Genomic DNA, 13,526 nt, shown 5'->3' with positions numbered 1-13,526 from the left:
TGTGTATTTATAAGTAATTCTGTGTCTATAGTTGAAACTAATGAGGGAAACGAGTTCCGTAAAAAATCAGGCTTATGCCTACAACATACTAACTTCCAAGGAGGAAATATGATGTCAAAGAAACGTCTATTTACTTCTGAATCTGTTACAGAGGGCCATCCGGACAAAATTTGTGATCAGATTTCAGATTCCATTTTAGATGCTATCCTTGCTAAGGATGCAAATGCACGTGTTGCGTGTGAAACAAGTGTAACAACAGGTCTTGTGCTTGTTGCTGGTGAAATTACAACATCCGCTTACGTGGATATTCCGCGTATCGTTCGTGATACCATTGCAGGAATTGGCTACACACGTGCGAAATATGGTTTCGATGCTGAAACTTGTGCTGTATTGAGTTCCATTGATGAGCAGTCTGCCGATATCGCAGCTGGCGTCGATAAAGCATTGGAAGCTCGTGAAGGAAACATGTCAGAGGAAGAAATCGATGCAATCGGTGCAGGGGACCAAGGTCTTATGTTCGGATTTGCTTGTAATGAAACAGAAGAGCTTATGCCACTTCCGATTTCATTGGCACATAAACTTTCATTCCGCTTGGCTAAAGTTCGTAAAGATGAAACTCTTGCTTACTTACGCCCTGATGGTAAAACACAGGTAACTGTGGAGTATGATGAGAATAACCGTCCTGTACGTGTAGATACGATCGTTATCTCTACACAGCATGATGCAGAAATTACGCTTGAACAAATTCAAGCCGATATAAAAGAACATGTGATTAAAGCAGTTGTTCCAGCTGAATTGATCGATGCTCAAACTAAGTACTTCATCAACCCGACCGGCCGTTTCGTAATTGGCGGACCTCAAGGGGATGCTGGTCTTACTGGACGTAAAATCATCGTTGATACGTACGGCGGATACGCTCGTCACGGCGGTGGTGCATTCTCTGGTAAGGATGCTACTAAAGTTGACCGTTCTGCGGCATATGCAGCGCGTTACGTTGCGAAAAACATCGTTGCCGCTGGCCTTGCTGACAAAGCGGAAGTTCAATTGGCATACGCAATTGGTGTGGCAGAGCCTGTATCGATCTCGATTGATACATTCGGAACTGGTACAGTTAGCGAAGAAGTCCTAGTTGACCTAGTTCGTGCAAACTTCGACCTTCGTCCAGCTGGTATCATCAAAATGCTTGATCTTCGTCGCCCAATCTACAAACAAACAGCTGCATACGGACATTTTGGCCGTACAGATGTCGATCTTCCATGGGAACGCACGGATAAAGCAGAAACATTAAAAGCACAAGCATAATCCATAAAAAAAGGTGTCCCGCAACAGCGGGGCACCTTTTTTTATGGATTAATTTTGCCTTCAGGGGGAATAATTCAAGAAATCGATAGTTACTCTTGAGTTTGGAGCTTTCTCGTGAATTGGAGCATTTAATCGCGTGTTATATGCGTTTACTCGTGAAATTAGCATTTACTCGTGAGTTAGGAGCAAATACTCGTGAGTTAGGAGTATTTACTCGCGAATTAGAGCAAATACTCGTGAATTGGAGCAAATACTCGCGAGTAAGGAGCAAATACTCGTGAGTTAGGAACGTTTACTCGTGAAATGGAAGCAAATACTCGCCAGTTATGTACGTTTACTCGTGAGTTAGGAGTATTTACTCGCGAATTTAGCATTTACTCGTGAGTTAGGAGCATTTACTCGTGAATTGGAGCAAATACTCGCGAGTTATGTGCGTTTACTCGTGAGTTAGGAGCAAATACTCGTGAGTTAGGAGTATTTACGCGAGTTATGTGCATTTACTCGTGAGGTAGGAACGTTTACTCGTGAAATTGGAGCAAATACTCGTGAGTTAGGAGCAAATACTCGTGAGTTAGGAGCAAATACTCGTGAGTTAGGAGTATTTACTCGCGAATTAGAGCAAATACTCGTGAGTTAGGAGCAAATACTCGCGAGTTAGGAGCAAATATTCGTGAGTTAGGAACGTTTACTCGTGAGTTAGGAGCAAAGACTCGTTAGTTTATTTTATTCGTTCTGCCGTTTTATAGTATTGTCCTTTTTCGGCATATTCGCGTACGATTCGTTCCATATCCTGGCGATCTTCTTCGTTGATTTCGCGAATGACTTTAGCTGGGCGTCCGAATGCCAACATGTTCGGTGGAATTACTTTACCTTGGGGAACGAGACTGCCGGCACCGATAAATGCCCCTTCGCCGATTTCCGCTGCATCAAGCACAATCGATCCCATGCCGATCAAAGCTCCTTTACGGATTTTGCAGCTATGTAAAATGACCTGATGGCCGATGGTCACTTCATCCTCGATGATCAATGGATTATTTGGGCTTTGGTGCAGGACGCTATTATCCTGTATACTGACTTTTTTCCCTATGATGGTTGGGGATACATCACCGCGAATGACGGAATTGAACCAAATTGATGATTCGTCACCAATTTTCACATCACCTGTGACGACAGCATTTTCAGCAATATAAGCGCTTTCAGCGATTTCAGGTTCTTTGCCTTTAAACGGATAAATAATCATTTTCAATCATTTCCTTTCCGAAGTTAATGTTTTTATGTATTATTTTAATATACCGTATGCAAATACACTTGGCTATTTATAATACCAATGTACAACTTGTTAGATTTCTTTTTTGTCGAAAATCACGAATATGGTTATAATTTATATATATTATTTTAACTATCATGGATCGTATACAACAAGTGAAAAGTGAAAGGGGGATTTCGAATGTGGAAATGGGAGACAGAAGGAGACGCAAAAGGCGTCATTGTCATCATTCATGGGGCTATGGAGCATCACGGCCGTTATAAGTGGGTTACACAAATGTGGCTTTCAGCCGGATACCATGTGGTCATGGGCGACCTTCCTGGGCAGGGAATGACAACACGCGCCTACCGGGGACATATCGATTCCTTTGATGAATATTTAGATGAAGTGAAAAGCTGGATAGAAGATGCCTACGAATATTCGCTGCCGGTGTTTTTACTTGGTCACAGCATGGGCGGTTTGATCTCGATACGCCTTCTTCAGGAAGAGGAATGGGACATTGCAGGGGTGATTCTATCTTCACCATGCTTAGGCCTCATGACGAAGCCGCCGAAGCTCATGACAGCCCTCTCTCATGGTTTGAACATCGTGATGCCTAAGTTCAGGGTAGATTCCGGATTGACACCTGAAATGGCAACGAGAAGCTCTGAAGTTCGTGAATCCGATAGAAACGATACCCTATATATCACAAAAGTTTCGATTCGTTGGTATCGCGAGCTTGCACAGGCTATGAAGGATGCTTTTGAAGAGATTCCCGAAATTCAGGATGTACCGCTTTTGGTCATGCAGGGCGGAGATGACAAAATCGTGAATAAGAAGGCGGTTCGTGAGTGGTTTAATTATAACTTGGCCAGTGAAAAGCAATATAAGGAATGGCCGAAGCTTTATCATGAAATCTTCAACGAGCCAGAGCGTGATGATGTATTTCAATATGCACTGAGTTTTGTTGAAAATCGTTTAAAGATATTAGGGTATGTCGTTTGATCGGTACATACTGCGGGATATAATGAAAAAGCTGCTGAAGTGAGATCTTTGGCAGCTTTTTTATTTGGATTAACCTGTGTTTGTAAGCAATTCGTTCGTCTTGATGACCGGTGCACGGAATACATAACAAGTATCTTTTTATAATGTGGAGGATATTGGCGAATAGGTCTAAACGCGTCGTTTTCTTATTTTGTTCCATGCACCCTTCGAGTGGAGGCTTAAACGAATGTCTAATGCAAAAACACCGTTACTAAAGAACGGTGTCATGCGAGATCATCTCTTTTCAATCGCCAAGATGAATGGCGGATTGTTGGCTTGGTTGATGAAACCGTATTTCAGGATATGCGCTTTCTGTTGAGGAAAGTCCCGTACATAATCCATCAATGCATCCCGTTCTTCAGATCCCCCTGGATGTCCATGGTAAATGACGAGGATGATGATGCCTTCTGGTGCCAGCATCTCGAACAGCTGTTCAATGGCCGATATCGTGGTATCTGCTTGGGTGATGATTGATTTGTCTCCGCCAGGAAGGTAGCCTAGGTTGAATATGGCACCTGTGATCTTTCCGGAATGTTCTTGCCTGATGTATTTGCTCAATTGTTCATGCCCATCGTGAATGAGGGTGCAGTGCGCTTGTAAATTCTCGGCCTTCAGTTTCGCCGCTGTGGTTTGGAGGGCTTCTTTCTGAATGTCAAAACTATAGACATGTCCGTTTTCACCTGTAAGTCCTGCAAGAAAGACCGTATCAAAACCGTTGCCCATCGTGCCATCAATGCTTATATCTCCAGGCTGAACCGCCTTTTCAAGCAGAATCCTGGCGAATGGCAAAATTCGATCAAGCTTCATGTTTGTACCTCCGTCTGATGATTTTTCCCCTGCCAGCTGTTGCGGCGTTTCAATTCGGCGTCAATGGCATTCAAGACATCCCATTTATTGACGCTCCACATTGGTCCGATCATCAAATCGATCGGACCGTCACCCGTAATGCGGTGAACGATCATTTCTGGAGGGATAATTTCCAACTGGTCACATACCAGGCTGACATAATCGTCACGGTCGAGAAACTCAAGTAGGCCTTTTTCATATTGTTTGACCATTGGTGTCCCTTTTAATAGATGAAGTAAATGGATCTTTATGCCCTGCACATCGAGTTTGGCGACTTCCCGGGCTGTTTCCATCATCATTTCGTAATCTTCCTGAGGAAGACCATTGATGATATGGGAGCATACGCGGATGCCGTGTTTACGCAGTTTATCGACACCCTCTTTGTAGCAATTGAAGTCATGGGCACGATTGATCATCGTCGCGGTCTTTTCATGAACCGTCTGGAGACCGAGTTCCACCCATAGGTAAGTGCGCTCGTTCAATTCCGCTAAATACTCGACTACATCATCTGGGAGGCAATCCGGTCGTGTCGCGATGGAGAGTCCGACGACACCTTCCTGGGTCAATACACTTTCATATTTCTCGCGAAGCTCTGCCACGGGTGCATGGGTATTCGTGAACGCTTGGAAATAGGCCATATATTTTCCGTCTTTCCATTTATGATGCATCCGTTCGCTGATTTTCTTAAATTGGACGTCTAACGGTTCAACCCTGCTGCCCGCAAAGTCACCCGAGCCTGAGGCACTGCAGAAGGTACAGCCTCCATGTGCGACGGTGCCATCACGGTTGGGGCAGTCAAAACCGCCATCCAGGGCAACTTTAAAAACCTTATGTCCAAAATGATTTCTCAAGTGGTAATTCCATGTATGATATCGTTTGTTATCCGTTGCATATATAAACGGGTTTGCTTGATTCAAATCAGCAACCTCCTAATTAAAAATAAAGCGCAACATATATTATACAACATTCTGGCAGCTAGGTCTTTTTTTGAAAAATAAGCGTATACTGTATACTTGAAGGTTAAAATTTAGCTGCTATTTTCAGTATATCTAATGAATGACTATATCCAATCGGGAGCTGATGGACATGACCGGTCAAGTTGAAGAAGCGATTAATCAAATGAAAAAGAAATTAGCCGAAAATAATCAGGTGATCGAAGTAAATGATGATGGGTTCATATACAAAGCCACTTGCACCTTCAATTCACCTGCTTCGGATGAACAAATTCATTCCTTTGAAAAGAAAACCGGATTGCTTCTGCCCGATGATTATAAAGAGTTTTTAAAAATAACGAATGGATGCCGTCTATTCGATAATGTGGAATCTGGCGGTGAAAATGATTTATACAGCCTGGATGATATTGTTAATTACACATATGAAAATTCATACGAAGGATGCTATAAAGTGGCATGCATTTATCAAGATAATATCGTGATAGATGGGGAAGCCGTCGCTAAAGGTGATAAGGATTATTTAATGGTAAAAGGCCATATTGATGATTTTGAAGAAGGCGAGAAACTCCATATGGGCTTTGCCGAGTGGATCGAGCAGTTCATTTCCCATCACGGGGAGAAGTTTTGGGATAAAGGTTGATTCCTCAAAAAAAATGATAATCCACTCGTTATTTGCTCAAACTAAACAAGATGATTCCGAATCATCCACATGAGACGCGAAGGAGAGGGTTTGTAATGGCAACCAGACAATCCGTCGATCATTTTTTAGAGCAATGTGAAGGAGCTCTCCATTTTGCAGAGTTTGAATTTAACGAGGCCTCACGGCAGGAGCATTATGATGATGAACAATTTCAAAATTCGCAAAAGTATATCGAAGAGGCTTTGACGGATATGGAACGATTGTATGCCAGTTCGAATGCCCAACAACGGGATATGCTTTCGCGGATGCGGCAGCAGATGAATGAATTGAAAAATGAAATGATTTTACTGCGGCATTAAAGGGAAGCAAGGGAGCTATGGATGCATAGCTCCCTTTTTTGCACGATTTTCCTTGAATTCGAATATATAATGAAAAACCTGTCGATAATGTTTATGTACGGCTATTGCAATTATCGGTGAAATTGACTAGAATTAATATAATCAAATATTCTCATAAAGACTATGATGAGGAACAGTAGCGATTTGATTCCAGTAAAGAGAGTTGACGGGTGGTGCAAGTCAACCTGGGAGGGTCGTGAACTCCCCTTGGAGTTCCGGGTGTGAAGGTAAAAAGTAATGCCTGGCGTTTTAATCCATGTTACGGATGTTTTAAGCTGGGCGGATTTTAGCTATCGCCAATGTGGGTGGTACCGCGGGAAGATATACATAATCCTCTCGTCCCTATTTTGGGATGAGGGGTTTTTTATTGTTTTTTATACGGAAATTAGGAGGAAATCATATGAGTTTTGACCATAGAAGCATAGAAACGAAATGGCAGCAGTATTGGGAAGGCAATAAGACATTCAAAACGGGTGAAGAAAGCGGCAAACGTAAATTCTACGCGCTGGATATGTTCCCATACCCTTCAGGCGCAGGTCTTCATGTGGGGCACCCGGAAGGTTATACGGCAAGCGATATTTTAGCACGTATGAAACGGGCGCAGGGGTATAATGTTTTACACCCGATCGGCTGGGATGCATTTGGACTTCCGGCAGAGCAATATGCGATCGATACGGGAAATGATCCAGCTGAATTCACGGAGCACAATATCAACACGTTCCGCCGCCAAATCAAAGCCCTTGGTTTTTCTTATGATTGGGATCGCGAAATAAACACGACAGATCCCGACTATTACAAATGGACGCAATGGATCTTCTTGAAATTATATGAAAAGGGCCTTGCATATATTGATGAAGTGGCCGTTAACTGGTGTCCGGCTCTTGGCACGGTATTGGCGAACGAAGAAGTCATCGATGGAAAAAGTGAGCGTGGAGGCCATCCGGTTGAGCGCCGCCCGATGAAACAATGGATGCTTCGAATCACGGCTTATGCGGACCGCTTAATCGACGATTTGAATGATGTGGATTGGCCTGAAAACATCAAGGATATGCAACGTAACTGGATTGGACGTTCCGAGGGAGCGGAGGTTACATTCAATATCGATGGCTTTGAAGATACATTCACGGTGTTCACGACCCGTCCGGATACGTTATTCGGTGCAACATATGCCGTATTGGCACCTGAACATCACTTTGTCGATAAAATTACGACAGCTGATCAAAGGTCGGTAGTCGACGCATATTTAGATGAAGTGAAACATAAAAGCGATTTGGAAAGAACAGACTTGGCTAAGGATAAATCAGGCGTGTTCACGGGGGCATATGCCATTAACCCGGTAAACGGCGAAAAAATGCCGATCTGGATTGCTGATTACGTGTTGATCAGCTACGGAACAGGTGCGATCATGGCCGTTCCTGCGCATGATGAGCGGGATTATGAATTTGCAGTCAAGTTCAACTTGCCGATCAAGGAAGTCGTAGCTGGCGGAGATGTGAAAAGTGAAGCATATACAGGCGATGGCCTTCATGTGAATTCGGAATTCCTTGATGGATTGAATAAAGAAGAAGGCATTTCAACCATGATCAAATGGCTGGAAGAAAAAGAAATCGGTACGAAGAAAATAACATACCGTCTTCGCGACTGGTTATTCAGCCGTCAGCGTTACTGGGGTGAACCGATTCCAATCATTCATTGGGAAGACGGCACGATGTCTGCAGTGAAGGAAGATGAACTTCCATTGATTTTACCGAAAGCTACGGACATCAAGCCTTCGGGTACAGGCGAATCTCCACTTGCGAACATTACGGAATGGGTGAACGTAACGGATGAAAACGGACGTAAAGGGCGCCGTGAGACAAATACGATGCCACAATGGGCAGGCAGCAGCTGGTACTTCCTTCGTTATATCGATCCGGACAACAAGGAAGCACTTGCAGATCCTGAAAAATTAAAAGAATGGATGCCGGTCGACATTTATATTGGCGGCGCTGAGCATGCGGTGCTTCACTTGCTTTACGCTCGTTTCTGGCATAAATTCCTATACGATATCGGTGTTGTGCCAACGAAGGAACCTTTCCAAAACCTATTTAACCAAGGGATGATCCTTGGCGAGAATAATGAAAAAATGAGTAAATCAAAAGGGAATGTCGTGAACCCGGATGATATCGTTGAAAGCCATGGTGCAGATACACTTCGCATGTACGAAATGTTCATGGGACCATTGGATGCTTCGATTGCCTGGTCTACAAACGGATTGGACGGTTCCCGCAGATTCCTTGACCGCATTTGGCGTTTATTAGTCAACGAAGACGGTTCGATCACAGATAAGATGACCGAAACGGATGACACGGGCAAGCTTGAAAAAGTCTATCATCAAACGGTTAAAAAAGTGACCGAGAATTATGAAGAATTGAAATTCAATACGGCGATTTCACAATTGATGGTTTTCATCAATGATGCTTATAAAGCCGATTCGCTTCCTAAAGTATATATCGAAGGCTTCGTCAAATTGCTTGCACCGGTTGCACCGCATATCGCCGAAGAGCTTTGGTCTAAACTAGGCCATTCCGAGAGCATCACATACGGAACATGGCCGGCGTTCGACGAAGCGAAGTTAGTGGATAACGAAGTCGAAATCGTCATCCAAATCAACGGAAAAGTCAAAACGAAATTAATGGTGCCGACTGACACTACGAAAGAAAAGTTGGAAGAAATTGCGATGGGTGATGATTCCATCAAAGAACAAATCGATGGGAAAACCATCCGTAAAGTCATTGCTGTACCAGGTAAATTAGTCAATATCGTCGCAAACTAACGAAATCGAATGAGAGCTGTTCCGCATGTTTTAATGCTGGGACAGCTTTTTTTTTCGCGGGCATTGGCGGAACTTAGGAATTAGGTCATGTTAGGATTTTCACCGATTTAAGTCCATTAGCGATGAATCTATCAAATTTTGGCATCAACAATCCTTATAAGGTGTCGATCGGAGCTCAAATATCTTGCTTAATTGGTACAGGAGAATCATTTTTCTGCTCGCTGTCCAATTATATCAAGCATTTCTCATAAAAAAGGGAAAAAATTGGTTGATAAAATTATACAGTGTGATAGTTTGGTATAGTACTGTTATTTTATAACCAAATATTGGAGGCGAAACTGTGAAATTTAAGAATGTGAGTCGAATTACGGTGTTTGTGCTTATTTTTGCACTGATTTTCAGCTTGGTTCCACAAAATTCTCAAGCTGCAGCTGTAACACCTATTGAAAATGTAAATACGATTAAAAATGGGGACACTTTGGACGGGAAGTTTGAAAAACCGGGTGTTCAATGGTATCAAATCAGTCCCACACAAGAAGAAATACAAAAATTCTCCCATATTGAGTTCGAAGTCAATTCGGATAAAATCTTGAATATTTCCGTATATCAAGATAAAGAAAAAGCAGAAAAAGATGAGAGCAATTATTTTGTCTCTTCTTATCCTGATGAAAAAGCTGTAGTCGATTTCCCATATGCTTGGGACGGCACATATTATGTTAAAGTTGAATATTTCGGCGATACGGATGATGAAGGAAATCCTCTACCGGATGCGGAAAATGTAGCTGAATACTCCATCAATGCCCATTCAGTGACATTGCCACCATCTGCCGGGGACGAAGGGGAAAATCTCGAATCATGCCCGGTTGAATTGAGTGTAAACGATAAGAAAACGGGAGAATCCATGTTGAAAACACTCCGCGTGTTTAGAGATGAAGTTCTCACGAAATCATCTGAGGGACGCACCATGTCCTCTTTATACTATAAGGCTTCTCCATTCCTGGCACTTCATCTGGCTGGTAATAAAACGGCAAGGGAAGCCGTCTATAATCATTTAGTCGTCATTAAGCCCCTTATTGAGGATCTTAATGAAAATGGAGCAAGCAGTACGGCAGTCATTAGCAACAAGCAGCAAGAAGCGATTAAAGCTTTATTCACTAAGACGGCAGACGTCGCTCCGGCTGGATTGAAAAAGGATATGGACGGCATTGCAAAGAAAATCAATCTTGATAAGCTTGCCGGTGAGAGAATCGTCGATATCGCAAGCAAAGCGGGAATTGAAGTTCCGGCTTCGAAAAATATAAAGAACAAATATATCGTCAAACTTAAACCAGGGAAGTCATTAAGCTCTGTCCAATCCAAAGTAAGCGGAAAAGGATATGGAACATTATCGGCACCTAAGAAACAAGAGGTTCTGTATGATGATATGTATGTCGTAGAGTTAAAGAATCAAGCAAAAATGAGCACAGCAGCTCTTTCCGGTATTGAAAATCTTCCAGAAGTGGAATATATCGAACCGGTAAAAACGTATAAAGCACTTTCAGCCGATATTCAATCATCGTATCAATGGTCTTTAAATAACCTCGGTGGTGAAGAGGGCATAAAGGGTGCGGACATCGATAACGAAAAACTGCAAAACCTTATTAAGAAACGTAATCTAAAGGATACATTAGTAGCGGTTATCGACACAGGTGTCGATGATTCACTTGCGGATTTGAAAGATACGGTTCGCATGGACTTAGGCAAGAATTTCATTGATAAGAAGGGAAATGCCGTCGATGACAATGGCCATGGTACACATGTATCCGGAATTATCGCTGCAAAAGCAGACAATGGCTATTCCATGCAAGGAATCAATCCAGTAGCTAAAATCATGCCTGTGAAGGTCTTGGACTCTTCAGGATATGGAGACAATGAGAAAATTGCACTAGGCATTAAATATGCCGTGGAACATGGTGCCAAGGTCATAAACCTTAGCTTGGGTGGAGAATATAGCAGGACGATTGAACACGCCTTGAAAGATGCAGCCGCCAAAAATGTAATGGTTGTCGTAGCAAGCGGTAATGATGGGATGGAAGGTCTTTCTTATCCTGCATCATCTAAATACGCCATTTCCGTCGGCGCAACCAATGCCCTTGATTTAGTATCGGATTATTCCAATTATGGAACGAAATTGGACATGGTCGCTCCAGGGACAGGCATCCCGAGCCTTGTACCTAATGGAAATGTTACCTATATGGATGGTACATCAATGGCAGCTCCCCATGTTGCGGCAGCTACGGCCTTGTTATTATCCGGAAACCCTGGATTGAAATTGAATGAAGTAAGGGAAATCCTTCATGAGACATCGGAATATGTTGCTTTTGAAGAAGAAGATAATGTAGACCCTTATGAGGACTATCCACCTGAGGATGGAGAAATCATAATACCAGAAGAAGAACTTCCTGTCGGAAAAGATTTAGTATCCGGATATGGAAGGCTGAATGCATACAGTGCACTTAGTGCAGTGGATTTAAAAGCAAAAGTCAATCTTGTGATGGATACGCAAACAAAACTGACTGGTTCAGCTAAAAAAGGTTCAGTAATCGAAGTGAAAAGCGGAAGCAAAACGATCGGTAAAGGAACGGCGTCAGCTAACGGAACGTTCACCGTTACGATTCCGGTCCAAAAAGCTGAGCAAATGCTTACTGTGAATATCTCTGATTCTTCAAAACTGGCAATCTCTTCAATCAAAGTATTCGTGAAGAAAGGGGAAACCCCTAATAAGCCAACCGTTAAAGCTGTAAGTGACAAAGATACGTATGTAACTGGTCAATCACAAGCGGACATGAAAATCACGGTCAAAAATAATGCAAAAAAAGTGATTGGTTCAGGTAACACGGACAGCAAAGGGAATTTCAAAGTGAAAATCAGCAAACAAAAAGCTGGCACTAAACTTTCAGTCACAGCTACAGATCTAGCAAAACGGGAAAGTAAGGCGACAACCGTAACTGTTCTGGATAAAACCGCCCCAGGTGCACCGAAAGTGAATGAAGTGAACGACAAAGCCACCAAAGTAACAGGTAAAGCGGAAATCGGTTCAACCGTTACCGTGAAGTACAACAATAAAAACATCGGAACGGCAAAAGCTGATAACAAGGGGAACTTCTCCATCAAAATCAGCAAGCAAAAAGCAGGGTCCGCATTATATGCCTCTGCAAAAGACAAAGCAGGCAATACAGGAAAAGCGGCAAAAGTAACGGTTAAAGATAAAACGGCTCCAGGAGCACCGAAAGTGAATGAAGTGAACGACAAAGCCACCAAAGTAACAGGTAAAGCGGAAATCGGTTCAACCGTTACCGTGAAGTACAGCAATAAAAACATCGGAACGGCAAAAGCTGATAACAAGGGGAACTTCTCCATTAAAATCAGCAAGCAAAAAGCAGGGTCCGCATTATATGCTTCAGCAAAAGACAAAGCGGGCAATACAGGAAAAGCAACAAAAGTAACCGTTAAAAAATCAAAATAGTTATAAGAGGTGAAGGCCGTTTAACTTACATGTTAAACGGCCTTTTTATGTGAGAAGACGAATGAAAACACCGCTCGATGATCAGCGGTGTTTTTGCCATGAGCGTGTCTTTTGACTGTGCGTTGTCATTGCATGATGTCAGATCTGGAGTTTCGCGTTTTAATTCTGAAATAGAACCTACTCTTTTTTCTTGTACTATAAAACTTTATTAGAGAAAAAGAGAGGAGAAAGAATAAAAGTCAAAGTGCAGTAATACCAAAGATCAGGAGGAAATAACATGAAAAAAGTAAGAGTAATAGCATTAGGCACTATTTTAGCTTGCTCCATCGGGTTAGGGACGCTTTCAGTTGAGGCTGGGAATGAAAATTCTGGATATTCCTTTAAGATTAAGAAAGAGCAAGCAAACACATCAACAGGTACTAAGTATCGCCAAACGACTACAGAACGGAATACATGGAAGGTGAGAATGTATAAATCAACAGAAGGAACTAATACGGTAACGACGTATTGGCTGGAGAAAAGCAATGGGACGAATGTATCTCCTTCAGCGAAAGTGAAAGCCGGTAGCGGCGGTTTAAATAGTGGGCGCAATCATTATGTTAAAGGCAATGCAGGTGCCAATGCGACCGAGGTACGATTAACGGCAGAAAATAATAATTATAGCTCTAATACCTATTCCGTAGACGGATATTGGGATGAAGAGACAGGGAGAATATTACCTGGACAGTATAAAGAATCTTACACCACGGAATATAATAAATAAAAAATGATGAATAT

The 13,526-nt window shown here is 42.6% G+C and carries 11 protein-coding genes and 1 other annotated feature; of the genes, 8 read left to right on the top strand and 3 right to left on the bottom strand.

Annotated elements, in window-relative coordinates:
* The first annotated feature begins 108 nt into the window (after positions 1-108).
* Complete coding sequence (metK, locus tag ACDZ29_RS07250) at positions 109-1,302, top strand: methionine adenosyltransferase (RefSeq protein ID WP_289314667.1); 1,194 nt, start codon at positions 109-111, stop codon at positions 1,300-1,302.
* 95 nt (positions 1,303-1,397) lie between these two features.
* Positions 1,398-1,583 carry a hypothetical protein gene (locus tag ACDZ29_RS07245; protein WP_375090562.1) on the top strand — a complete coding sequence of 62 codons (186 nt, stop codon included), beginning with the start codon at positions 1,398-1,400 and terminating at the stop codon, positions 1,581-1,583.
* 437 nt (positions 1,584-2,020) lie between these two features.
* On the opposite strand, the gene ACDZ29_RS07240 is transcribed toward ACDZ29_RS07245, so the two are convergent.
* Entirely contained in the window at positions 2,021-2,539 is a 519-nt protein-coding gene (locus tag ACDZ29_RS07240; RefSeq protein ID WP_289318282.1) for a gamma carbonic anhydrase family protein, read from the bottom strand.
* 210 nt (positions 2,540-2,749) lie between these two features.
* Here ACDZ29_RS07240 and ACDZ29_RS07235 point away from each other — a divergent pair, with 210 nt between their 5' ends.
* Positions 2,750-3,553 carry a lysophospholipase gene (locus ACDZ29_RS07235; protein ID WP_370016610.1) on the top strand — a complete coding sequence of 268 codons (804 nt, stop codon included), beginning with the start codon at positions 2,750-2,752 and terminating at the stop codon, positions 3,551-3,553.
* Positions 3,554-3,826: 273 nt separating this feature from the next.
* Here the strand turns inward: ACDZ29_RS07235 and ACDZ29_RS07230 are convergent, their stop codons facing one another.
* Together ACDZ29_RS07230 and ACDZ29_RS07225 are read right to left on the bottom strand one after the other, a co-directional pair.
* Complete coding sequence (locus ACDZ29_RS07230; protein ID WP_375090561.1) at positions 3,827-4,399, bottom strand: class I SAM-dependent methyltransferase; 573 nt, start codon at positions 4,397-4,399, stop codon at positions 3,827-3,829.
* Positions 4,396-5,355: a TIGR01212 family radical SAM protein gene (locus tag ACDZ29_RS07225; RefSeq protein WP_289314670.1), complete on the bottom strand. Its 960-nt coding sequence runs from the start codon at positions 5,353-5,355 to the stop codon at positions 4,396-4,398. The genes ACDZ29_RS07230 and ACDZ29_RS07225 overlap by 4 nt, the downstream gene beginning before the upstream one ends.
* Before the next feature lie 169 nt (positions 5,356-5,524).
* On the opposite strand from ACDZ29_RS07225, the gene ACDZ29_RS07220 reads away from it, so the two are divergent.
* From ACDZ29_RS07220 to ACDZ29_RS07200, 5 genes are all read left to right on the top strand, one after another.
* Complete coding sequence (locus ACDZ29_RS07220) at positions 5,525-6,031, top strand: SMI1/KNR4 family protein (RefSeq protein WP_375090560.1); 507 nt, start codon at positions 5,525-5,527, stop codon at positions 6,029-6,031.
* Between the two features lie 95 nt (positions 6,032-6,126).
* Positions 6,127-6,390: a DUF2524 family protein gene (locus tag ACDZ29_RS07215; RefSeq protein ID WP_289326700.1), complete on the top strand. Its 264-nt coding sequence runs from the start codon at positions 6,127-6,129 to the stop codon at positions 6,388-6,390.
* Between the two features lie 153 nt (positions 6,391-6,543).
* Positions 6,544-6,776 (top strand) — a binding site (T-box leader).
* A gap of 53 nt (positions 6,777-6,829) precedes the next feature.
* Positions 6,830-9,244 (top strand): leucine--tRNA ligase, encoded by a 2,415-nt coding sequence (gene leuS / locus ACDZ29_RS07210; RefSeq protein ID WP_375090559.1) that lies wholly within the window; start codon positions 6,830-6,832, stop codon positions 9,242-9,244.
* Positions 9,245-9,584: 340 nt separating this feature from the next.
* Positions 9,585-12,749, top strand: coding sequence for an Ig-like domain-containing protein (locus tag ACDZ29_RS07205; RefSeq protein ID WP_375090558.1), 3,165 nt, complete (start codon positions 9,585-9,587; stop codon positions 12,747-12,749).
* Between the two features lie 277 nt (positions 12,750-13,026).
* Positions 13,027-13,512: a DUF2712 domain-containing protein gene (locus ACDZ29_RS07200; RefSeq protein ID WP_375090557.1), complete on the top strand. Its 486-nt coding sequence runs from the start codon at positions 13,027-13,029 to the stop codon at positions 13,510-13,512.
* Positions 13,513-13,526: the final 14 nt, after the last annotated feature.

Source organism: Peribacillus sp. RS7 (assembly GCF_041956845.1).
Classification (GTDB): domain Bacteria; phylum Bacillota; class Bacilli; order Bacillales; family DSM-1321; genus Peribacillus.
The sequence above is the reverse complement of the archived record's forward strand: the minus strand, read 5'-3'. Positions and strand labels throughout refer to the sequence as shown.